We start from the raw sequence: 19,941 nt of genomic DNA, 5'->3' as shown, positions 1-19,941 counted from the left end.
CTGCCGTGCGACGGTGAGGGCGCCCGTGCGGGACGCGTCTCCGCAGGCGACCTTCACGTCGTAGGTGCCCGCCCTGAGCGTGGAGCGGATGCGGCTCTCGCCGACGAGAGCGCTGCCGTCGCCGCCGGTGGTGAGGCGTGCGTCGGCGACGAACGCCGCGGAGACGGCCATGGCCGTCTGCCGCGGGCATCCGCTCACCCGCAGCGCGATGTCGCCGCCGGCGCGCGGGGACGAGGGGCTGACCGAGACGCCCCCGTCCGTCGCGTGTGCCGCCGGGCTGACGGCGACCGCCCCGAGGGCGGCGATCGCGCAGAGAGTGACGCGCAGTGATCCCATCGTGAACCTCCAGATATCTGGAGACTCCCTCCCGGGCACCCGCCCCGCATCCTCAGCGGGGCCGGACTGCTCCGTACGGGTCGTGTCGCGGGGGTAGGGGGTTTCGGATCCGATCGGGGTTTCAGATCCGGTCGACGAGGTCCGCGATCGAGTCCACGACCTTGGACGGCCGGTACGGGAAGTTCTCCACCTGCTCGGGCCGGGTCAGGCCGGTCAGCACCAGGTACGTCTGCATCCCGGCCTCCATGCCGGCCAGGACGTCGGTGTCCATGCGGTCGCCGATCATGGCGCTGGTCTCGGAGTGGGCGCCGATGGCGTTCAGACCGGTGCGCATCATCAGCGGGTTCGGCTTGCCCGCGAAGTACGGCTGCTTGCCGGTCGCCTTGGTGATCAGCGCGGCCACCGCACCGGTCGCCGGGAGCGGGCCCTCGGTGGAGGGGCCGGTCTCGTCGGGGTTGGTGCAGATGAAACGGGCGCCCGCGTTGATGAGCCGGACCGCCTTGGTCATGGCCTCGAACGAGTAGGTGCGGGTCTCGCCGAGGACCACGTAGTCCGGGTCGTGGTCGGTGAGGATGTAGCCGATGTCGTGCAGCGCGGTGGTCAGGCCGGCCTCGCCGATGACGTACGCCGAGCCGCTGGGGCGCTGGTCGTCGAGGAACTGGGCGGTGGCCAGCGCCGAGGTCCAGATGTTCTCGATCGGCACTTCCAGGCCCATGCGGTTCAACCGGGCGTGCAGATCGCGCGGGGTGTACATCGAGTTGTTGGTGAGGACGAGGAACGGCCTGCCGGACTCACGCAGCTTCTTGATGAAGGCGTCGGCTCCGGGGATCGGTACGCCCTCGTGGATGAGCACACCGTCCATATCGGTGAGCCATGACTCGATGGGCTTGCGGTCTGCCATGTGCGCGATCTCCTGCCGCCGTATGTGCTGCGTGGGCCCCAGCCTAAGCACAGGTCCGATCTTCGGGGAACGGCCGGCTGCCACCCGTTTGCCGGACGCCCTCAGCGGCGTCTGCGGGCGACGAGCAGCGCGGCGCCGGCCAGGAGGAAGGCCGCGGTGGCGGCGAAGGTGACGCCGGGGGGTGAGGTGAGGCCGGTGCGGGCGAGTTCGTCGGCGAGGGTGAGCCGGCTGCGGGCGGGGTCGGAGGTCGCCGAGGGGTCGGGGCTCGCCGGGTGGGCCGAGGCGTCCCGGTCGGCGGGGTCGGTCGGGGTGGCCGGGTCCGTGCGGTCGGCCTCGATGGTGAAGCGGTAGTCGTTGGACTGGCCGACCCAGTCGCCGTCTCCGTCGTGGCGCTGGACGACGGCCGCGTTGGCGGTGACCTCGTTCGGCACGGCGTCCGAGGTGAGGGCGAGCCGGACCTTCACGGTGAGGGTGCTGCGGGGGCCGACGGTGAAGCCGGGGAAGCCGTCGAAGGCGCCGACGAGTTCGTCCTGGTCGGTGGCCTCGAAGCGGACCGGACGGGGGCGCGAGCCGTCGCCTCGGCTGCCGTAGAACTCCAGGCGGGGCTGGGACGGCTCAAGGGCGCGTTTGCCGTCGACGAGGACGACGACGGGGTGGATGCCGGTGCAGGTCCGGCCGGTCTTGTTGGTGAGGTCCAGGTACCAGGTGCCGAATCCGCCGCCGGCCGCGTAGGAGTCGGGGCCGCCGCGGAGCCGGGTGGTGAGCGGGAAGACCCGGCCGTCGGTGGCACAGCCGGGCAGGTCGGCCGGGGCTTCCGCGTGCACAGGGGGCGCTGCGGCGAGGAGGGCGGCTGCTGCGAGGCAGAGGGAGGCGGGTGTGTGCAGTCGCATGAACACATGACCATGCCGGACGGGAGCGGCTTGCGGACGGCGCCATCCCGCACGGCCGCTCAGTTCCCCTCGATCAGCCCACGCCCGCCGCGATGCGAGGCGGCGCACCCGCGCACCGTGACCCCGGCAGGCACGCGTACGGTCCCCGCCCGCAACGCCCCACTCACCCCTCCGCCCGCCCGCAACGCCCCGTTCAGCCCTCCGCCCGCCCGAACAGCGGCGCCAGCAGCAGTTGGGCCGCGCCCTCGGCGACCCCGCACTCCCCGCCGGAGGCGACCCGTACCGGTACCGCGTCCCCGCCCGCGCGCCGGGCGCGTGCGTCGAGGACGGCGGCGACTCCGCGGACGAAGGTCCGCGGTGCGGCGGCGACCGTGCGGCCGCCCAGCAGCACGAGGTCGACGTCGAGCAGCGCGACCAGGTTGCCGGCGGCGGTGCCGAGCACGCGGGCCGCCTCCGCCAGGTCGCCCCGTGCCACGGCGGCCAGGCACAGTGCCTCGACGCAGCCCCGGTTGCCGCACCCGCAGGCCGGGCCGTCCAGCTCGACCACCTGGTGCCCGAACTCCCCGGCTCCCGTACGGGCGCCCCGGTGCACCGCTCCCCCGATCACCAGCCCGCCGCCGAGCCCCGCCCCGAAGTGCAGGTAGGCGAAGGAGGCGACGGACGCGGCCTCGCCCCCGACCGCGAGCCCGAGGGCGGCGGCGTTGGTGTCCTTGTCGACCACGACCGGCAACGCCAGCCGCCGCGCGAGCACGTCCCGCAGCGGGAAGCCGTTCCACTCCGGGAACCCGGTGACCCGGTGCAGCACCCCGCGGCGATGGTCGAGCGGCCCGGGAAGCGCGACCCCGACACCGAGCACGGCACCCGGCCGCCCGGCCCCGGCCACCAGCTCCCCCACCTCACGCACCGTCCGCTCGACGACCGTCTCCGCACCGGCCCCCAGGTCCAGCGGCGTCCTGCGCTGCGCGACCACAGTCCCCGTCAGATCACAGCGCACGGCCGTCAGCTCGTCCCGCTCCAGATGCACGCCCACCGCGTGCCCGGCCTCCGGCACCAGCCGCAGCACCGTACGCGGTTTGCCGCCCGTCGAGGCCCGGCGTCCGGCCTCCGCCGCGAGACCGTCCTCCCGCAGCCGGGCCGTGATCTTGCTGACGGCCTGGGGGGTGAGCCCGGTGCGCTCGGCGAGTTCGAGCCGACTGATCCCCTCGGGGCCGGCCGTGCGCAGCAGGTCCAGCACGAGCGCGGTGTTGTGACTGCGCAGGGCGCCCAGCTCCATTGATGTGCGGCTCCGTCGCGCGGCGCCGCCGACACCGCCTTCCGTCCTGTTCACGCCCCCATTCTCCCCAGCGCTTGCACTTTGGCAACAGCGTTGCGAAAGTGGACGCCATGACTGCTGCTCCCCTCCGCGTGGGCCTTATCGGCTACGGCCTCGCCGGCTCCGTCTTCCACGCCCCGCTGATCGCCACCACCGAGGGGCTCGCCCTGGACACGGTGGTCACGTCGAACCCGGAGCGGCAGGAGCAGGCCCGCGCCGAGCACCCGGGCGTACGCGTCGCCGCCACGCCCGACGCGTTGCTCGCCCGGGCCGCCGACCTCGACCTGGTCGTCATCGCCTCCCCCAACAAGACGCACGTCCCGCTCGCGACCGCCGCCCTGAAGGCCGGCCTCCCGGTCGTCGTCGACAAGCCGATCGCCGGCACGGCGGCCGAGGCGCGCGACCTGGCGGCGCTGGCCGAGGAGCGCGGTCTGCTCCTGTCCGTCTTCCAGAACCGCCGCTGGGACAACGACTTCCTGACCCTCCGTAAGCTCCTGGCCGAGGGCGAGCTGGGCGACGTATGGCGCTTCGAGTCCCGCTTCGAACGCTGGCGGCCGCAACCCAAGGGCGGCTGGCGGGAGTCCGGCGACCCGGCAGAGATCGGAGGTCTGCTGTACGACCTCGGCAGCCATGTCGTCGACCAGGCACTGGTCCTGTTCGGCCCGGTCACACAGGTGTACGCCGAGGCGGTCGTCCGCCGCGCCGGCGCCGAGACGGACGACGACACCTTCATCGCCCTCACGCACGCGAACGGCGTCCGCTCCCACCTCTACGTCTCCGCGACGACCGCCCAACTCGGCCCCCGCTTCCGGGTGCTGGGCTCGAAGGCGGGCTACGTGAAGTACGGCCTGGACCCGCAGGAGGCGGCGCTGCGGGAGGGGCGTCGCCCGGGCGCGGGCGGCGACTGGGGCACGGAGCCCGAGTCGATGTGGGGCCGGGTGGGCGCCGGGGAGTCCCCGCTGACGGGCGGCGGCCGCGTCGAACCCACCCTGCCCGGCGACTACCCCGCCTACTATGCGGCCGTGGCGAAGGCTCTGCCGACCGGCGGCCCCAACCCGGTGACGGCCCTGGAGGCGGCATCCGCCCTGGACGTCCTGGAGGCGGCCCGCCGTTCGGCCCGTGACGGAGTGGCGGTGACCCTGTGACGACGAACAAGGCGCACAAGACGCACAACCCGGAGATCACCCCGAAGTTCCACCCGGAGATCACCCCGCCCCTGGAGGAGCTGGAGGCCCAGGAACGCCGTCTGGTCTTCCGCCGGTTCACCTACGACGACGCCTGGGCGCTGGGCTCCCTGCTGGTCGAGATGGCCCGCGAACGCCAGGCCCCGGTCGCCATCGACATCCACCGGTCCGGCCAGCAGCTCTTTCACGCGGCCCTGCCCGGCTCCACCCCCGACAACGACGCCTGGATCGAGCGCAAACGCCGGGTGGTGGAGCGCTACGGCACCTCCTCGTACGTCGTCGGCGCCCGCTTCCGGGCCAAGGGCACGACGTTCGAGGACGCCTCCCGCCTGGACCCGGACAGGTACGCGGCGCACGGCGGCTCGTTCCCGATCACCGTGGCGGATGTGGGCGTGGTCGGGTCGGTGACGGTGAGCGGGTTGCCGCAGCTGCAGGACCACCGGTTCGTGGTGGAGGCGCTGGAGCGGTTCCTGGGCCTGTAGCCGTCACGCCAGGTCGGACGTGTCCAAGTCGAACCCGAAGGGCTCGGGCAGCCGGAGCTTCGCTCCGAAGACCGCCTTCCCCGCGTGCTGGTAGTGGCCGCCCTCGGGATCCCAGTGGACGACCACCTCGCCGCGGTGCCGGTCGACGAGTAGATAGACCGGCAGCGCGGCCTGGGCGTAGGCGTCACGCTTGTCGATGCGGTCGACGTCGGCGTCCTTCTCGCATCCCGACGTCACCTCGACGACGAGGAGAACTCCCGCAGGGTCTGCCCAGGAGGGTTGGCCCCTGAAGTAGCCGAGCGGGGCGACCGCACCGTCGACGCGGGCGCGGCCCGCCCGGTACGCAGGTACGGCCAGCCCTCGTTCGTGGTACAGGACCAGCTCTGGATCGTGAGCCTCGAACTGCTTCCTGAGGAAGACCATGTTCTCGTCGTGGTCACCGTCCGGAGCCGGAGTGACGAGGACCCTCCCGTTGATCAGCTCGACGTGGAGGCCTTCCGGTGCCGCAGCATCGAACGCCTCGAACTCCGCAAGCGTCACTTCGGTCTGCGAGATGGTCATAGGGTCCTCCTTACTCACATCAGCCTACGCACCTTTCAGGTCCTGACGCTGCCTACCCAACCCTTCGATCTCCAGTTCTACGACATCGCCAGCCCGCAGGAAAGGCTTCGGCTCGGGCTCCCCCAGAGCCACCCCCGCCGGCGTCCCCGTATTGATGACATCACCGGGATAGAGCGTCATGAACTGGCTGACGTACCGCACGACCTCCCCCACAGGGAAGATCTGCTCGGCCGTCGTCCCGTCCTGCTTCAGCTCGCCGTTGACCCACAGCTTCAGCGAGAGGTTCTGCGGATCCGGCACCTCGTCCGCCGTCACGAGCCAGGGCCCGAGCGGATTGAACGTCTCGCAGTTCTTCCCCTTGTCCCAGGTCCCGCCCCGCTCGATCTGGAACTCCCGCTCGGACACGTCGTGCGCCACCGCGTACCCGGCGACATGCGCGAGGGCCTCCTCGGCCGAGTCCAGGTAGCGGGCGGTCCGTCCGATGACGACCGCGAGCTCGACCTCCCAGTCGGTCTTCGTCGAGCCGCGCGGGACCAGCACGGTGTCGTACGGGCCGACGACCGTGTCCGCGGCCTTGAAGAAGATGACCGGCTCGGCGGGCGGCTCGGCGCCGGTCTCGCGGGCGTGGTCGTGGTAGTTCAGCCCGATGCACACGATCTTGCCGATCCGGGCCAGCGGCGGTCCGACGCGCAGCCCGGTCGCGTCCAGCACCAGCAGCTCACCGGCGTCCGCGGCGGCGCGGATCCGGCCGAGCGCCGCGTCGTCGGCGAGCAGCGGTCCGTCGATGTCCGGCACGACGCCCGTCAGGTCCCGCAGGGTCCCCTCGGCGTCGAGCAGCGCGGGCCGCTCCGCACCCGCCGTACCGACTCGCAGCAGCTTCATGATCACAATCTCCCTCGATCGCGGGCGCCCGCCGACGGGTGCAGCCATCGGAGGACTGGTCGATCCTCCAAGGTCGGCGGCCGCTCCGCAATACCCGGTTCACGTACTGGACCGTAAGGACTCACCGGTACAGCGCGGCCCGCTCCACCGCGCTCCACGTCGTGCTGGTCACCACGTACAGCGCCGCCGCCAGCGGCACCACCGCCACGGTGAAGAGGGTGAAGAAGGACATGAACGGCATGACCTTGGTCATGGCCCCCATCCCCGGCACCGCCTGACCGTCACCGTCCCCCACCGGCAGCACCGGATTCGCGGCCATCATCCGCTTCGTACGGCTGTAGTTGAACGCGGCGACGCCGGCGACGACCACGAACAACCCGACGTACACCAGCCCCGCGCCCCCGAACACCCCGCCGGCGCCCAGTGCGTCCGCCCAGTGGTCGCCGAGCGGGGCGGCGAACAACTGGTGCGTGAGCAGTTCGTTCGCCTCCCCGCCGATCGTCGTGTTCGAGAACAGGTGGTAGAGCAGGAAGAACGCGGGCAGTTGGAACAGGCTGGGCAGACAGCCGGACAGCGGCGACACCTTTTCCTCGGCGTGCAGCTCCAGTACGGCCTTCTGCAGTTTCTCGGGGTTCTTCGCGTGCTTCTTGCGCAGCTCGGCGATCTTCGGCTGCAACTCGGCCCGCGCCTTCTGCCCGCGCGCGGCGGCCCGGGACAGCGGATGCACGAGCAGGCGTACGAACGCGGTGAACAGGACGATCGCGGCGGCGGCCGCGGAGGCGCCGAACAACGGGTGGAGCAGGTCGGCCAGTCGCTGAACAAGGTCGGCGAAAACGGACATGGTTGAGCCCTCCGAGGGTCTCGTCGTGCCGGAGTCAGGAAATGCCGGGGAAGCGGCATGGCGGCATGACGGCCCGCGCGAGGTCACGCGTCTCAGCCGGTCGGTCTCAGCCGGTCGGTCTCAGCCGGTTCGGTCTCAGCCGGTCGGTCTCCGAGGTGGGACCCGGAGGTCGGTGCGTGCCCTACGCGACGGTCGCCGGGAGGGCGTCACCGGGCGCCCTGGGCCATGGCCGGCCCGAGGCGTCGGGGTCGCGCTGCGGCAGGAAGGCCGTACGGCGGGCCCGGTCGCGGATGGCCGTACGCACCCGGGTGGGCGCCACCGCGGGCGCCGCGCGCGAGGCGAGCAGGGAGCAGACGGCGAACGCGGAACCGGCGGCGGCGGTCGCGGCGAGCGCGACGGTCGCGGAAAGGCTGCCGGTGTCGAGCAGCGCGACCTGGAGGAAGAGAAGCAGCAGCGTGGCGACGGGGCGCAGATCGGCCCGGCTACGGCTCACCGGCGGCCCCTCCCCTCGTACGGCTGACGTCCATCGTCTCTTACGACGCTCGTCCTCATGTTCGTTATACAGGATCCGCCGCGCCGGCTCGGCCTCGGCCTCGGCCGCTAGCGGGGCCGCATGGACACGAGCTTGGCCCACACCACCAGACGGTACTTCGAGCTGTACTCCGGGGTGCAGGTGGTGAGGGTGAGGTAGTGGCCGGGTTCGGTGTAGCCGTGGGCCGGCTTGACGGTGGAGCGCGGGATCGGCCGGATGACGCTCGTGTCGTGGGCGGCGGTCCGCGGCAGCGTCTGGTCGACGGCGTACGTGTACGTCGCGTTCCGCGTCTCGACCAGGACGGTGTCCTCGGGCACCAGCCGGTTGATGTACCGGAAGGGCTCGCCGTGGGTGTTGCGGTGCCCGGCGAGGGCGAAGTTCCCGGCCTGGCCCGGCTGTTGGGTGCCGGGGTAGTGGCCGACGTAGCCCTTGTTGAGGACACCGCTCCTGCCGACGCCCTCGGCGACGGGGACGCGGAGGTCGAGGCGGGGGATGGAGAGGACGGCATAGGCCCGGGACCAGTCGGCGGCCGGTGCGGGGTCGGCGGCGGACCGGCCTCCGGTGCCGGCGGGCCGCCCGGGTGGGTCGGGCGGGTCGGTGGAGGTGGGCACGGGCGCGGGCGCGCCCGTCGTCGCCGGTACGGCCGTACGGGAGTGGCCGTCGCCGTCGTCCCACGCCCGCTCCAGCGCCCGGACCTCCCGCTCGGCTCCCTCTCTGGCCTCCCGGTTGGTCCACCACATCTGATGGACGACCAGCAGCACAAGCACCACTCCGACGGTGACGAGCACCTCCCCGCCACCCCACAGCACCCGCCGTCTCCATGCGCGCCGCCGAAGACCGCTGTGCCGCACGACGCGAACCCGCACCATCCGTGAGCCTCCTTCGGCCGGGGCCGCCCGCACGATAAGGGGCGCGGCGCGAGGTCTCCAGAGCCGTGCGCGGCCCGGTCCCCGAGCTGCGAGACGGCCGGATGGTGTGAGGATGCTGCCGGTGGGGTTCTCAGATGAGTCGGCCTTCGCGGAAGCGTTCGCGCGTCCGGCGGCGGAACGGGGGACGGGAACATGGGCGAGGGCGGACTCGACGGCCGGCTCAGGTCGGCGGTTCGGGCGGGGGACGCCGAGGCGGTACGGGATCTGCTGGACACGGGCGCGGATCCGGACGCGGTGGACGCGAACGGGCTGCCGGTGCTGTGCGTGGCGGTGGCGGCGTACGACGATCCGGTCGCCGAGGCGCTGGTGGAGGGCGGCGCGGACCCCGACCGGGTACTGCCGGACGGGACCACGCCGCTGTGGCACGCCCTCGACGGGGGCTCCCCGGCGGTCTTCTCGGCGGTGCTGGGCAAGGAACCCAGGCTGCGGCTTCCGGAGGCCACCCGTGAGCGGCTGCTCGCCTCGGCGCGGAGCTGGTACGAGACGGGCGCGGCCGAGGAGCTGCGGCGCAGGACGGACGCTACGGGTCCGGCCGTGACGGTCCGGGTTCAAGACGGCGCGTACGACTGGGTGGACCAGGTCTCGCTGGGCGGCCTCGTCGCGCGGGCTGGGCACGGCGCCATCCTGACCTCACTGGAGTGGGCCTTCCGCGTGCTGACCCCCGTGGACGAACTGGTCGCCCGCGCTGTCAGGCAGCCGCACCAGGATCATGTGGACTGGTCCACGGCCTGCTGGATCCTCACCCAGCGCCGCAGCTTCGAGACCTGGTCCGCCGTGGTGGCCCATCGTCACGACCCCGATCGGGCGCCTCGCCGGTTCGTGCTGGACTACCTGCGGACGCGGGGGTTCTTCGACACCAGCCCCTACTACGAGAAGAAGGCGAGCGCACTCCTGGCCGCCTGGGCGGCCGAGGAAACGGACGGCGAGATACTCGCGAAGGTGCTCGACGCCTTCACCGAGCACGACCATCCGGACCAGGAGGCCATCGGCCTTCGCCACGCCGGCCATCCCGACCCGCGCGTACGCCGCGAGGTGCCCTACGCCCTCTCCGTGGACCACGTTCCCCGCACACCCGCCGCCAGGGCCGCCCTGCTCGCCCTCATGCGGGACCCGGACCCCGGCGTGCGGCTCAGGGCGTGCACGGCGAGCATCCGGGACGATGACCTCCTCCCGGAGATCACCCGGGCGCTGCTGCTGCTCGCCGAGGGCCCGGACGCCGACCTGCGGGGTGCGGCCGCGGCGGCACTGGCCGGCTCCCCGGACCCCGCGCCCGCCGTCGCCGACGCCCTCGCGGCGTTGCTCGGCGACGACGACCAACTCGTACGTCTGGAGGCCGCCTACGGTCTCGCCCGGCGCCACGACCCGCGCACCGCCGAGGCGATCGAGCGGGTGGGCCCGCTCGGTGACGGCTTCGAGCACGACCATCGGGCCGACGAGCTCTGGCGGTGGAGGTGGCGGAGGGAGGACCCGGCCGGCACGTGACAACTGCCGCCGAGCCGCACGGTTCCGACACGGAATACGACATTCCACAGCGGGGCGTCCGGCTCCCCGAACACTTCCTCCACAGGTTGGAGAAAGGGATGTCGGAACCCTCGACAACCTCATGGGCCACGCCCGATGCTTCCTGTCGACATGAACGGGTCAGGCCACGACGCCGGTTCGACGACGACCGGCCGTTGAGCGAAGCGGAGAAGTCATGATCCGACGCAGAACTCTGCTGGCGGCGACAGGCGGCGCCCTCATCGGCGGCGCCCTTGCGACGGGCACCGCGCACGCGGACGCGACGATCGCCGTCAACCCCGGCACGTCGTACGGCACCTGGGAGGGCTGGGGCACGTCCCTGGCCTGGTGGGCCAACGTCTTCGGCAACCGGAACGACTTCGCCGACCTCTTCTTCACCACCAACTCGGTGACCTACAACGGCACGACCCTGCCCGGTCTCGGCCTCAACATCGCCCGCTACAACCTCGGCGCGTGCAGTTGGAACAGCGTGGACGGCGAGTCGATGGTCGAGTCGCCCAACATCCCCGCCTTCAAGCAGATCGAGGGCTTCTGGCAGAACTGGAACAACGAGGACCCCACGTCCTCGGCCTGGGACTGGACGGCGGACGCCAACCAGCGCGCGATGCTCGTGAAGGCGACACAACGAGGGGCGACGACGGAACTCTTCGCCAACTCCCCCATGTGGTGGATGTGCAGCAACCACAACCCCTCGGGCGCGGCGAACGGCGGCAACAACCTCCAGACCTGGAACTACCGCCAGCACGCCTCCCACCTGGCGGCGACGGCCCTGTACGCGAGGAACAACTGGGGCGTGAACTTCGCGACGGTCGACCCCTTCAACGAGCCGGCGTCGACCTGGTGGACCGCCACCGGCACCCAGGAGGGCTGCCACATGGACCCGGCGGTCCAGGCGGCCGTACTCCCGTACATGCGCGGCGAGTTGGACAAGCGGGGCCTGACCGGCATCCGCATCGCGGCCTCCGACGAGACGAACTACGACACGGCCCGCTCGACCTGGGCGTCCTTCAACTCCTCCACCAAGGCGCTGGTCAGCCAGGTCAACGTGCACGGCTACCAGGGCTCGGGCGGCCGCCGCGACCTGCTCTACACGGACGTGGTGACCACGTCCCGCAAGAAGCTGTGGAACTCGGAGACGGGCGACAGCGACGGCACCGGCCTGACCATGGCCTCCAACCTCTGCTACGACTTCCGCTGGCTGCACCCGACCGCCTGGTGCTACTGGCAGGTCATGGACCCGTCGGCGGGCTGGGCGATGATCGCGTACGACGCGAACACGCTCCAGCCGACGACGATCCAGACCAAGTACTACGTGATGGCGCAGTTCAGCCGCCACATCCGCCCAGGGATGAGGATCCTCGACACGGGCGTGAGCTATGCGGCGGCGGCCTACGACGCGTCGGCGCGCCGCTTGGTGATCGTCGCGGTGAACACGTCCACGTCGGCCCAGACCCTCACCTTCGACCTGTCCCGTTTCTCGACGGTCTCCGGCGGCTCGGGCGGTCTGGTCCCGCGCTGGAACACGGTGACGACGGGCGGGGACCGGTACCGGGCGTACTCGAACACGTTCCTGAGCGGGAAGTCGGTGGCGGTGCCGTTCGCGGCGAAGGCGGTGCAGACGCTGCAGATCGACGGGGTGGTGATCTGAGGCGGGACACGGGTGACGTGACGCAACCCCCGGGCGTCACCGCAACGTCCTATGCCCCATGACGGGAGCAGCCGTAGAACCGGACGAGGACGAACACGGGCATGAGCGTGAGCATGAGCATGGCCATGGGCTTGTGCCTGGGCATGGACATGAACATGGGCATGGGCATGGGCATGGGCATGGGCACCGGTCCGGGCTCCGGGCTGCGCGCCGCCGCGGCCTGCTGGTTCCCGGTCTGGTGAACCTCGCCCTCGGGGTGCCCGCGATCATGCCGCTCTACGCGACGTACTGGCTCCTGACGAAGTACCTGCCCATGGACTGCCGGGACATCCGCGACATGGCCGGACCGGACGTGCGGAACTGCAACTTCCACACCCTCGACCACGCGGGCCCGATGATGTTCCTGCTGGCGCTGACGGGCGCGTTGCTGCTGGCACTGGTCCTGGCGGTGGACGTCCTGCGCCCACGCTCCCGCGACGACGACGGCCCGGGCAGATGGCTCGCGACGGCGGTGCTGATCCCGGTCCCGTTCCTGGTGCTGCTGTGCCTGGCGAAATCCTGAGAACACCGGCACACGCTCCCCGCCCACACTCCCCACCCACGCTCCACCGCCCCACGCTCGGCCGCCCACATCCCGCCCCCCCCATATCCCGCCCCCCACACTCCGTGATCCACCCTCCCCCCACCCACCTCGACCAGGCAATATCCGCCCCTTCTTCTCCCCACTGTTCTCTCCTTCGCAAGCAACGGGCAGTACGGTGTCCCCCATGCGCCCCGACACGCCTGCCGAAAACGTCGACCACACCGCCGAGGCGGCACGCCTGGAGCGAACCGCCGGCCTCTACCCCGAGGACGCCGAGGCCCTGCTCCTCCGGGCCGCGGCCCACCTGGAGCTGTCCGGCGACCGCCCCGCCGCGACAGCGCTCTACGACCGCCTGCTGTCGTCGTCGACGCCCCTGGAAAAGCCGCACCTGGTCCGAGCCCTGAAGGCATCGAACCTGTGGGAGTACGGCCACGAGGCGGAGGCGAGGGCGATCATCGACGGCGTCCGGGCCGCCTCCCCGAGGGACCCCGCACCATGGGTGATCGTCGCGGAGGCCCTGGAGTCGCACGACGAGCTGGAGGCGGCCCACGAGACCTTCACGGAGGGGACCCTCCGCCTCCTCACGGACGTCCCGGAGCCCCCGTACGCCACCCACCCGCTCCTCTTCGGCCGCCACCGGGTCCGCCGCATGCTGGGCGTGGCCCACGACGAGTGGGACGCCCTGGCGGACACCCTCCACTCGATGCCGGTCTCCCTGGACGAACTCCACGACCCCAAGCGCGTCTGGTCCCTGGGCTCGGACAACCCGGCGGAACTGGAGGCGGAGATCTCCCGCCTCCGCGCGGAACTGGGCGCGTACCGGGAGGCCCTGTCCCGGCCGTTCCCGGTGGCGGTCCTGCACTGGACGGCGGACGAGCTGACGGAGCTGGTGACCGCGTACCCGTCGCTCGCCATGGAGTACCCCTCCCATGAGCAGCACCTGGCGACGATAGAGGCGTCGCTACGGGAGCTGGCGTCCTCGGGCACGCCGAACCTGGGGGTCGTGACGGGGACGGTCCCGTCGTACGAGGCGTTCGCGGCTTCGGAGGGCACGTCCCCGGAGGACGCGACCCTGCTGCCGCAGTACGCGACGACGCTGGCGGCGAGGGGGCGGGCTGTGGTTTGGCCGCCTCAGCGGGGGGCGGGGTGCTGGTGCGGGTCGGGGCAGCCGTACGGCGACTGCCACGGGGCGGAGCCGCTGACGTGATGAGGACGCCGGTTGTCAGGTGATCAGTGATCCCCTGATCAGGTTCAGTGGACGCCGGCCAGCGGGTAACCGCCTGTGTCGAAGGTTTCCTGGCACACGGAGATCCCGAACGCGATTTCCAAGCCCTTGAGGAAGCGCTCCTGCCAGTCGGTTATCAGGCCTTCGTTCTCGAAGACCGGACGCCCGTCGACGTAGCGGACCTCGGGCCGGCACCGCGCTTCGTGCATGGCCCAGTTGAGGAAGGACATCTCCGGCGCGTGGTCGAAGTAGTGTCCGCCGTGCAGCTTCGTCTTCATGTCGAAGGAGCCGTAGATCTCACCGCTCCAGACCGGCCGCCCCTCTTCGAAGTAGACCATGCGGTACATGCCTCTTGCGGGGACGCGATAGAGGAGGACGACTCGACCGGCTCCCTGCGGTAACGCGAAGCCTTCGTGGAAGTGGACCAGAAAGTCGAAGCGCCCGGCGAGGAAGGACCAGCCGCCTTCCTCGCCGTAGACGGTCAGGTGAGGTTCGTCGGGTACGCGCGTACTGGGGTGGGTCCGCTCGTAGACGGCCTTGGCCTCAGCGCCCACCGGCTCGGGGATCTCCCAGGGAACGGCGCCGAAAACCACTGCCAGGTCCTGCGGAGCGACCCCTTCCGCGAACACGAGCCCCGCCTGGTCCCCCAGGACGGGGTCCCCGGACCAGCTCGACCAGCGGCGGCCGAGCCATGCGATTCCGTCGTTGACTGCCATGACCGGGGACCGTAACAGCAGTCACTGACAACGGAGTTCAACGCCCAACCATGCGGCCCCAACGCGCGCCATACTGTCACGCTCCCGCCCACCGGCTGGCCGCCGCTGAGCCAGCCCGGCGTGCCCCCGCCATGCGCTCGCGCCGTTGGAGCGCCTGCACCCCATGCCTCAAGCGCTCAGCATCGCGGTCTAAGGCCCCCCTCGAAGGAGCGACAGGGCCCCTGCCCTCACTCCCCACCCCGGACTACCCTCTGAAGCGTGTCCGAAGATGCCGAGTGGGAAGCGCCAGAGGGTTCTTGGGCTTCGTCCGCTGCCCGTCGCCGCAACATGCAAGCAATCCGCAGCCGCGACACGAAGCCCGAAAGGATGATCCGCCGCCTGGTGCATGCCCAAGGTCTGCGCTACCGCGTAGCCGCACGACCGCTACCAGGACTCCGCCGCACGGCCGACCTCGTATTCCGTCCGGTAAAGGTCGCCGTATTCATCGACGGGTGCTATTGGCACGGTTGCCCTGAGCATTACGTACCGCCGAGAACAAATTCGGGTTACTGGTCAGAGAAAGTTCTCCGCAACGTAGAACGGGATCGCGATACAGACAAGCAACTCAAGGAAGCCGGATGGCTCGTGCTCCGCTTCTGGGAGCACGAGCCTTCAGACACCTGCGCGGATAAAATCGCCGCGATGGTCATTGCGCGCCGCGCGAACCTTCGAAACACCTGAAACCGGAAGCGCCAATTGCCCAGAAGAAGGCTTTTCCGAATTATTGTCGCGATCCATGCCGTAATTTTGGAGGAGATCTTCACTCTGCTCTGGGCGGAGAACTGCTGCAATAGCCCGGCCAACAGCCTCAGCGACGGGGGGCGGGAAGGCGTTACCCACCTGACGATACTGAGCAGTCTTCTGACCCTGGAATTTCCATTTCGCAGGGAACCCTTGAATAATGGCGGCTTGGTCAACTGTCAGCATAGGCCCAAGATCACGAAAGAGATCCCTCTTGGGATCACATTTCTCAGGATCGTTCGCGACACCCATCGCGTTGACACCGAGATCCTCCCAAGCGCGCTTGGCCCTAGTCGGTCCCAGGTCTGCGCCACCATGCTTCTTCGACCCCCCAACGAGCGTCGGCGCAACACCCTTTCCCGCCTGCATAGCCTCCCGAACCTTGCCGCGCCAGGTATTGTAAATCTGCTCCCCCGTCCGCTCCCCAGGCGCCGCCGGCTTCCCCTCTTTATTCTTGTCCCAGAACGGCATGCAGCGGAGCTTCATACTTTCATCGAGCTGCATGACGGTTGCCCCTCCTCCCTTCAGGTAGGACGGCCACACAAAATCGACACCATTCTTTTCGAGGATATCTCTTCGAATTGCTACAAGGATGGCACGCGGGCGCAGTTGCGGCACACCGAAGTCACTCGCGTCGAGCCTGCGCCAGACACTCCGCATCTCGATATCCTGCTTCTCGGGGAGCCAGTGATCTTCGATATCCGGAACCGCGTACCCATAATTACGCAGGTCGTCTAGGATCCGCCTGCGATAATCAATGAACACCTCAGGCGGCTCAAGGATACCCCGGACGTTCTCAATCATTACAGCCTTAGGCTTCAGGGCTTCAATGATTTCGAGAGCGGCCGGAAAGAGATCTCGTTCATCATCCTCACCGAGCCTTTTTCCAGCCAGGGAGAAAGGGGGGCAGGGAACGCCGCCAGCCAACAGATCAAGATCGCCTTCGTTGAGTCCTAGGTCCGCGAAAACCTTAGAATCCAGGAATCTCTTCACATCCATCGGCTCAAGAGCGTCCGCGCGCTTCTTGTTCCATCCTGGCCAACCGCTGATGTTGGCTTTGAGAGTCGCCACCGCATGTCCGTCCCACTCAACGAGCGCCAGATGGTTGAATCCGGCTTCGTGCAAACCGACGGCTTGCCCGCCCGCCCCCGCACAGATCTCGATTGAGGTCAGCGGTGGGGTGAACTGCGGGCGCGGTCGGCCGCTGCGGCGCATGGCGCTCCTTCCTGGGTGGCTGAAAACTGGTGCAAGTTTGTCAGAAGCGCGCACCCCCGTGTGGCGCCTCTGTCAGACCAACAGTGTTTCACTGACCCAGCTTCCCAGGCGTACGAGGGTGCGCCGTTGACTAGAGCGTCAACGCTGGCCGTCCATATGCTGCAGCAGAGCCTCGATGTCGTTCGGCGCCAGCCCCGCAGCCACCGACGGCTCCTCCTGGAGATCGGCAAGCTGCCGCACGGTGGGATCGTCGAGGATCCTCCCCATGAACTCGATCTTCTGGTCGAGGCGGACCTTGACGACCTCGTCGATCGTGTTCCGAGCAGCCAGTACCGTAATCCTGGTTTCCGTGCCCGGCGCGAGACCGAGGCGGTGAATCCGGTCGACGCTCTGCAGATACCGGCCTGCCATAAAGTCACGGTCCACATACACAGCGTCATGGCATACGTGATGCAAGCTGATGCCTTCCCCCAGCGTGGCCGGGTTGGAGATCAGCACCAGGCAGCTGGGGTCCTCGCGGAACCGTCGCAGCTGTTCGTCCCGGTCGGGTGTGCCTCCGTAGACGACAGCAGGACTGAACTTCTTCAGCATCTGCTCCAGTGTGGTCAAGCTTCTGACGAAGGTCGTCCAGATCAGCGTCTTTCGACCCTTCGCCGCGTTCTCCGCGACGATCGCCACCGCTTCCTTGTACTTGGGTGACAGCTCGTAGTCCGGCAGGTTCTGCATGAGCGAGTACAGCGAGCTGTCTTCCGGCACATCGAGCGGCGGTAGCTGATAAGCCAGCGGCTCGTACCGACTCCCGCCTTCGAGCAACAGAGCTGGACTCGTCGCCGCCATGAGGAGGCGCAGGGCTGTCTTGCCGAGGGCACTTAGGTCATCCCGAGCACTCCCGTTGTTCATACCTCCCACGAGCGAGCGGTAGATCTCATGGTGGACGGGAGGCATGTCGACGTACCGCATCGCCAACCACACCGGGGGAAGGCCCAACTCCTGCTTCGTCGTCCTGGTGAACAGCGGACGGAGGACTGAGCTTGCATAGGCGAGATCTCCGCCGGCGACCGCCTGCACCACCGTGCGCTGGCCATGGCCCGGCCATACAAAACCGAGCAGGTTCTCCAAGTCCTTAGAGCCGTTCGGCGCCGGCGTCCCGGTGAGAATCATGCGCCGTTCAGCTAGGGGTCCCAGGGCCATGCATGCCGCACCGTACGTGCCGCGCGCTCCCAGCTTCATCCGGTGCGCCTCATCGAGGATGATCATGGAAGGCGCCGCCTTCAGCCAGCTGGCAAGCGTAGGGAGCGAACGGTCCAACCGCTCGTAGTTAACGATCAGCACCTCCGCCCACTGGTCCATTGAGCCGTCGAGGACATGCGTGCGCAGCGGATACCTGAAGCACACCGCCGTCTCATAACGCCATGACTCATACGCCGACTTGGGGCACACCACGAGAAGGCGGCTCACCTTGCCCTGAGTCTTCTGCGCCGCGTATACGGCGACGGCAACACGTGTTTTGCCAGCACCGGGGACGCTGAAGTTGGCACCGTGCTGGAGGGATAGCAGCTTCGCGATGTCCCGAAGCTGGAACTCGCTCAGTTCTGCGTCCCAGGTCTTCCCGAGCAGGTCAGTGATGTCATCGGCGACTACCTCCTCCTGAAGCTGCCCGCCGGCGAGCCGCTCCTTGACGGTGTTGGCGTCCCTGACCACTCCCGCCACGAGGTTGCCCAGCTCAGGGGCCCACTCGACGCCTTCCCGGTGCGGCCAGCCACGGAGGACGGTCAGGTCGGCGAGGAGTTCATCAAGGGCGACGGACGCGGCAAGCGGGCCTTGCTGACCGCCCGTACGGAAACGGGCGGCCATCTGGACGAGGTCCTGCTGGTACTTGTCGGTCGTCCTCAAGATGACGCGGGTGCGCGTCTCATCGAACCCCAAATACAGGGATGTTCCGGTCGCGCCGTCAGTCACTGGGAGCCCTCCGCGGCCGCGGCTTCCAGCAGCCACGCCACTCCATCACCGGGATTAGGGAGGCCACGTCCAGCCTGCTGCGCGAGCTTTCGGAGACTGCCCCTGAGCTTGAGGACTGCCTCGTCGAAGGCCTCTTCGTCCAGGCTGTGCGAGGAACGGGCTTGGACCAGATCCAGCACGCACTGGTCGATGCTCGCGCATGCCTCGGCAATGCGGGCCGGCGCCAGCTGCTTGCGCTTGCGCAGACGGGCACTGCGGCCGGCTGCCTCGATCGCATCATCGAAAGCCTTCTTGGCCTCGTCCAGCACGGCCTGCCCCTGCGCCTTGTCCCTGTCGAGCAGATCCGGCTTACCGCTCCGCACAGCGGCACTGGCGCGGAGAATCCGGTCGTTCAATGCTCGGGCTTCGGAGACGGCCGAGGAAGCCGCGGGAACCGTGAGATCGAGACCTGGAATCGCCACCGCGTCGGCCGACTCCGGAGTGTTGTCCCCGTCGGTCGACGAGGTCGGCAGGTTCCGCCCCAGCCCTTCTTTCAGGAAGGCCTCGTCGATGTGCCGTACGTCCGTTTTGGAGAAGTCGAGAAGGATCGCAGCCAGCCGCCACTCCTTGAGGACCTCCGCCTGGTCCCGGTCAACCGACTCCAGCTTCACATACAGGCGGTGCAACTCCTTGAGACGCTCCTGCGCCCCCTCGAAGTCAACCAGCCGCAGAGCTACACCCCCACCGCTCTTGCTGCGATCGATCAACTGCCGGATCGTGCTGAGGATCCACCGTTCCTGGTGGTACGTCTTCACCTGGATCCGGAAGTTCTTGGCGATCTGATCTGGAGTACGCCCAAGGGACGACTGCTCCTCCATCGCCAGCAGACGGTTGATGTACGAGTAGTCGCGGCGATGGTCCTTCCGCAACTGAAGCGACAACTCGACAGCATTGATGTCCGCCCAGGTAAACGACTCTGGGAGAACCCCCACCCGCATCGACTGAGCGCCGAGTTCCCGCAAGGCGACGGCTCGCGTGTTGCCGTTCACGAGGATGCCGTGGTGGGTCACGAGGCCCGGGTCGTTCTGGCCGAACTGCTTCAGACTCTCCTTGAGCTTGTCAAACTCCGGGTCGCGAAGGTTCGGGTCGGTGGGCGAACCCGGGATAAGGAACTTCAGGTAGTCCTGACTCTCAGCGCTCCACGGGTCTTCCTCAAGCGCGTCGTCGCGGGCCGCGTCATGGCTGCGCTGAGCGCGGATCCGGTGGGTACTCGGATTGAGGTACAGCCCAACGAGCGGAAGATCGATGACTTCGACGTGAGCCTGCTGCTCATTCCAATCGACCGTGACGGTCTCCCGCGTGCCGCCGGCGCTCTTGACCTCCTCGACCTTCTTCTTGATCAGTTCACTGAACTCGGCCGCTCGCGGCGGCGGCGGGAACTCCCGCAGCATCACGATCCCCGTTC

At 69.1% G+C, this 19,941-nt stretch carries 20 protein-coding genes and 1 pseudogene; 8 read left to right on the top strand and 13 right to left on the bottom strand.

Annotated elements, in window-relative coordinates; genetic code table 11:
• The 4 genes and pseudogenes from ABZ078_RS11200 to ABZ078_RS11185 all read right to left on the bottom strand — a co-directional run.
• Positions 1–336, bottom strand: a pseudogene (locus ABZ078_RS11200) (hypothetical protein); the annotation flags it as partial.
• A 121-nt stretch (positions 337–457) separates the two neighbouring features.
• A complete protein-coding gene (locus tag ABZ078_RS11195; RefSeq protein WP_356573910.1) occupies positions 458–1,237 on the bottom strand; it encodes an HAD-IIA family hydrolase in 780 nt (259 codons plus the stop codon).
• 101 nt (positions 1,238–1,338) lie between these two features.
• A complete protein-coding gene (locus tag ABZ078_RS11190; protein WP_356573909.1) occupies positions 1,339–2,133 on the bottom strand; it encodes a hypothetical protein in 795 nt (264 codons plus the stop codon).
• 187 nt (positions 2,134–2,320) lie between these two features.
• Positions 2,321–3,400 (bottom strand): ROK family transcriptional regulator, encoded by a 1,080-nt coding sequence (locus ABZ078_RS11185; RefSeq protein WP_356573933.1) that lies wholly within the window; start codon positions 3,398–3,400, stop codon positions 2,321–2,323.
• Between the two features lie 110 nt (positions 3,401–3,510).
• On the opposite strand from ABZ078_RS11185, the gene ABZ078_RS11180 reads away from it, so the two are divergent.
• Together ABZ078_RS11180 and ABZ078_RS11175 are read left to right on the top strand one after the other, a co-directional pair.
• Entirely contained in the window at positions 3,511–4,584 is a 1,074-nt protein-coding gene (locus ABZ078_RS11180; RefSeq protein ID WP_356573907.1) for a Gfo/Idh/MocA family oxidoreductase, read from the top strand.
• Entirely contained in the window at positions 4,581–5,105 is a 525-nt protein-coding gene (locus ABZ078_RS11175) for a heme-degrading domain-containing protein (protein ID WP_356573905.1), read from the top strand. The genes ABZ078_RS11180 and ABZ078_RS11175 overlap by 4 nt, the downstream gene beginning before the upstream one ends.
• A 3-nt stretch (positions 5,106–5,108) precedes the next feature.
• Here ABZ078_RS11175 and ABZ078_RS11170 read toward each other — a convergent pair whose 3' ends face one another.
• The 5 genes from ABZ078_RS11170 to ABZ078_RS11150 form a co-directional block, all read right to left on the bottom strand.
• On the bottom strand, positions 5,109–5,666 hold the full coding sequence (locus ABZ078_RS11170; protein WP_356573903.1) for a Uma2 family endonuclease: 558 nt from the start codon (positions 5,664–5,666) through the stop codon (positions 5,109–5,111).
• A gap of 24 nt (positions 5,667–5,690) precedes the next feature.
• Positions 5,691–6,548 (bottom strand): fumarylacetoacetate hydrolase family protein, encoded by an 858-nt coding sequence (locus ABZ078_RS11165; RefSeq protein WP_356573901.1) that lies wholly within the window; start codon positions 6,546–6,548, stop codon positions 5,691–5,693.
• 121 nt (positions 6,549–6,669) lie between these two features.
• The gene (locus ABZ078_RS11160; RefSeq protein WP_356573899.1) at positions 6,670–7,389 is read right to left on the bottom strand and encodes a YidC/Oxa1 family membrane protein insertase; all 720 of its coding nucleotides are present in this window, start codon (positions 7,387–7,389) and stop codon (positions 6,670–6,672) included.
• Between the two features lie 181 nt (positions 7,390–7,570).
• Positions 7,571–7,882: a DUF6412 domain-containing protein gene (locus tag ABZ078_RS11155; RefSeq protein WP_356573897.1), complete on the bottom strand. Its 312-nt coding sequence runs from the start codon at positions 7,880–7,882 to the stop codon at positions 7,571–7,573.
• Positions 7,883–7,989: 107 nt separating this feature from the next.
• Positions 7,990–8,790: a class E sortase gene (locus ABZ078_RS11150; protein WP_356573895.1), complete on the bottom strand. Its 801-nt coding sequence runs from the start codon at positions 8,788–8,790 to the stop codon at positions 7,990–7,992.
• 192 nt (positions 8,791–8,982) lie between these two features.
• On the opposite strand from ABZ078_RS11150, the gene ABZ078_RS11145 reads away from it, so the two are divergent.
• From ABZ078_RS11145 to ABZ078_RS11125, 5 genes are all read left to right on the top strand, one after another.
• Complete coding sequence (locus tag ABZ078_RS11145; RefSeq protein ID WP_356573893.1) at positions 8,983–10,332, top strand: ankyrin repeat domain-containing protein; 1,350 nt, start codon at positions 8,983–8,985, stop codon at positions 10,330–10,332.
• Positions 10,333–10,546: 214 nt separating this feature from the next.
• The gene (locus ABZ078_RS11140) at positions 10,547–12,019 is read left to right on the top strand and encodes a glycoside hydrolase (protein WP_356573892.1); all 1,473 of its coding nucleotides are present in this window, start codon (positions 10,547–10,549) and stop codon (positions 12,017–12,019) included.
• Between the two features lie 101 nt (positions 12,020–12,120).
• A complete protein-coding gene (locus ABZ078_RS11135; RefSeq protein ID WP_356573890.1) occupies positions 12,121–12,261 on the top strand; it encodes a hypothetical protein in 141 nt (46 codons plus the stop codon).
• Positions 12,258–12,581 carry a hypothetical protein gene (locus ABZ078_RS11130; protein ID WP_356573888.1) on the top strand — a complete coding sequence of 108 codons (324 nt, stop codon included), beginning with the start codon at positions 12,258–12,260 and terminating at the stop codon, positions 12,579–12,581. The genes ABZ078_RS11135 and ABZ078_RS11130 overlap by 4 nt, the downstream gene beginning before the upstream one ends.
• 205 nt (positions 12,582–12,786) lie before the next feature.
• Entirely contained in the window at positions 12,787–13,809 is a 1,023-nt protein-coding gene (locus tag ABZ078_RS11125; protein WP_356573886.1) for an SEC-C domain-containing protein, read from the top strand.
• A gap of 44 nt (positions 13,810–13,853) precedes the next feature.
• Here the strand turns inward: ABZ078_RS11125 and ABZ078_RS11120 are convergent, their stop codons facing one another.
• Positions 13,854–14,543 carry a hypothetical protein gene (locus tag ABZ078_RS11120; RefSeq protein ID WP_356573885.1) on the bottom strand — a complete coding sequence of 230 codons (690 nt, stop codon included), beginning with the start codon at positions 14,541–14,543 and terminating at the stop codon, positions 13,854–13,856.
• 258 nt (positions 14,544–14,801) lie between these two features.
• On the opposite strand from ABZ078_RS11120, the gene ABZ078_RS11115 reads away from it, so the two are divergent.
• Complete coding sequence (locus tag ABZ078_RS11115; protein WP_356573883.1) at positions 14,802–15,263, top strand: very short patch repair endonuclease; 462 nt, start codon at positions 14,802–14,804, stop codon at positions 15,261–15,263.
• Here the strand turns inward: ABZ078_RS11115 and dcm are convergent.
• From dcm to ABZ078_RS11100, 3 genes are all read right to left on the bottom strand, one after another.
• The gene (dcm, locus tag ABZ078_RS11110; protein ID WP_356573881.1) at positions 15,195–16,538 is read right to left on the bottom strand and encodes a DNA (cytosine-5-)-methyltransferase; all 1,344 of its coding nucleotides are present in this window, start codon (positions 16,536–16,538) and stop codon (positions 15,195–15,197) included. The two genes, ABZ078_RS11115 and dcm, sit on opposite strands and share 69 nt — an antisense overlap.
• 138 nt (positions 16,539–16,676) lie before the next feature.
• Positions 16,677–18,497, bottom strand: coding sequence for a DEAD/DEAH box helicase (locus tag ABZ078_RS11105; RefSeq protein ID WP_356573879.1), 1,821 nt, complete (start codon positions 18,495–18,497; stop codon positions 16,677–16,679).
• Positions 18,494–19,927, bottom strand: coding sequence for a hypothetical protein (locus ABZ078_RS11100; RefSeq protein ID WP_356573932.1), 1,434 nt, complete (start codon positions 19,925–19,927; stop codon positions 18,494–18,496). Before ABZ078_RS11100 ends, ABZ078_RS11105 begins: the two co-directional genes overlap by 4 nt.
• Between the last annotated feature and the right edge of the window lie 14 nt (positions 19,928–19,941).

It is taken from the genome of Streptomyces sp. NPDC006385 (assembly GCF_040612485.1).
Classification (GTDB): Bacteria; Actinomycetota; Actinomycetes; order Streptomycetales; family Streptomycetaceae; genus Streptomyces.
Note: the sequence above shows the minus strand (reverse complement) of the source record. Positions and strands in the feature narration are given on the sequence as shown.

What these genes read in the sequence shown, in the direction of transcription:
- ABZ078_RS11195 (WP_356573910.1), bottom strand. Translation starts at nt 1,237, where the DNA reads ATGGCAGACCGCAAGCCCATCGAGTCATGGCTCACCGATATGGACGGT.
- ABZ078_RS11185 (WP_356573933.1), bottom strand. Translation starts at nt 3,400, where the DNA reads ATGGAGCTGGGCGCCCTGCGCAGTCACAACACCGCGCTCGTGCTGGAC.
- ABZ078_RS11180 (WP_356573907.1), top strand. Translation starts at nt 3,511, where the DNA reads ATGACTGCTGCTCCCCTCCGCGTGGGCCTTATCGGCTACGGCCTCGCC.
- ABZ078_RS11170 (WP_356573903.1), bottom strand. Translation starts at nt 5,666, where the DNA reads ATGACCATCTCGCAGACCGAAGTGACGCTTGCGGAGTTCGAGGCGTTC.
- ABZ078_RS11165 (WP_356573901.1), bottom strand. Translation starts at nt 6,548, where the DNA reads ATGAAGCTGCTGCGAGTCGGTACGGCGGGTGCGGAGCGGCCCGCGCTG.
- ABZ078_RS11160 (WP_356573899.1), bottom strand. Translation starts at nt 7,389, where the DNA reads ATGTCCGTTTTCGCCGACCTTGTTCAGCGACTGGCCGACCTGCTCCAC.
- ABZ078_RS11150 (WP_356573895.1), bottom strand. Translation starts at nt 8,790, where the DNA reads ATGGTGCGGGTTCGCGTCGTGCGGCACAGCGGTCTTCGGCGGCGCGCA.
- ABZ078_RS11145 (WP_356573893.1), top strand. Translation starts at nt 8,983, where the DNA reads ATGGGCGAGGGCGGACTCGACGGCCGGCTCAGGTCGGCGGTTCGGGCG.
- ABZ078_RS11140 (WP_356573892.1), top strand. Translation starts at nt 10,547, where the DNA reads ATGATCCGACGCAGAACTCTGCTGGCGGCGACAGGCGGCGCCCTCATC.
- ABZ078_RS11135 (WP_356573890.1), top strand. Translation starts at nt 12,121, where the DNA reads ATGAGCGTGAGCATGAGCATGGCCATGGGCTTGTGCCTGGGCATGGAC.
- ABZ078_RS11125 (WP_356573886.1), top strand. Translation starts at nt 12,787, where the DNA reads ATGCGCCCCGACACGCCTGCCGAAAACGTCGACCACACCGCCGAGGCG.
- ABZ078_RS11120 (WP_356573885.1), bottom strand. Translation starts at nt 14,543, where the DNA reads ATGGCAGTCAACGACGGAATCGCATGGCTCGGCCGCCGCTGGTCGAGC.
- dcm (WP_356573881.1), bottom strand. Translation starts at nt 16,538, where the DNA reads ATGCGCCGCAGCGGCCGACCGCGCCCGCAGTTCACCCCACCGCTGACC.
- ABZ078_RS11100 (WP_356573932.1), bottom strand. Translation starts at nt 19,927, where the DNA reads ATGCTGCGGGAGTTCCCGCCGCCGCCGCGAGCGGCCGAGTTCAGTGAA.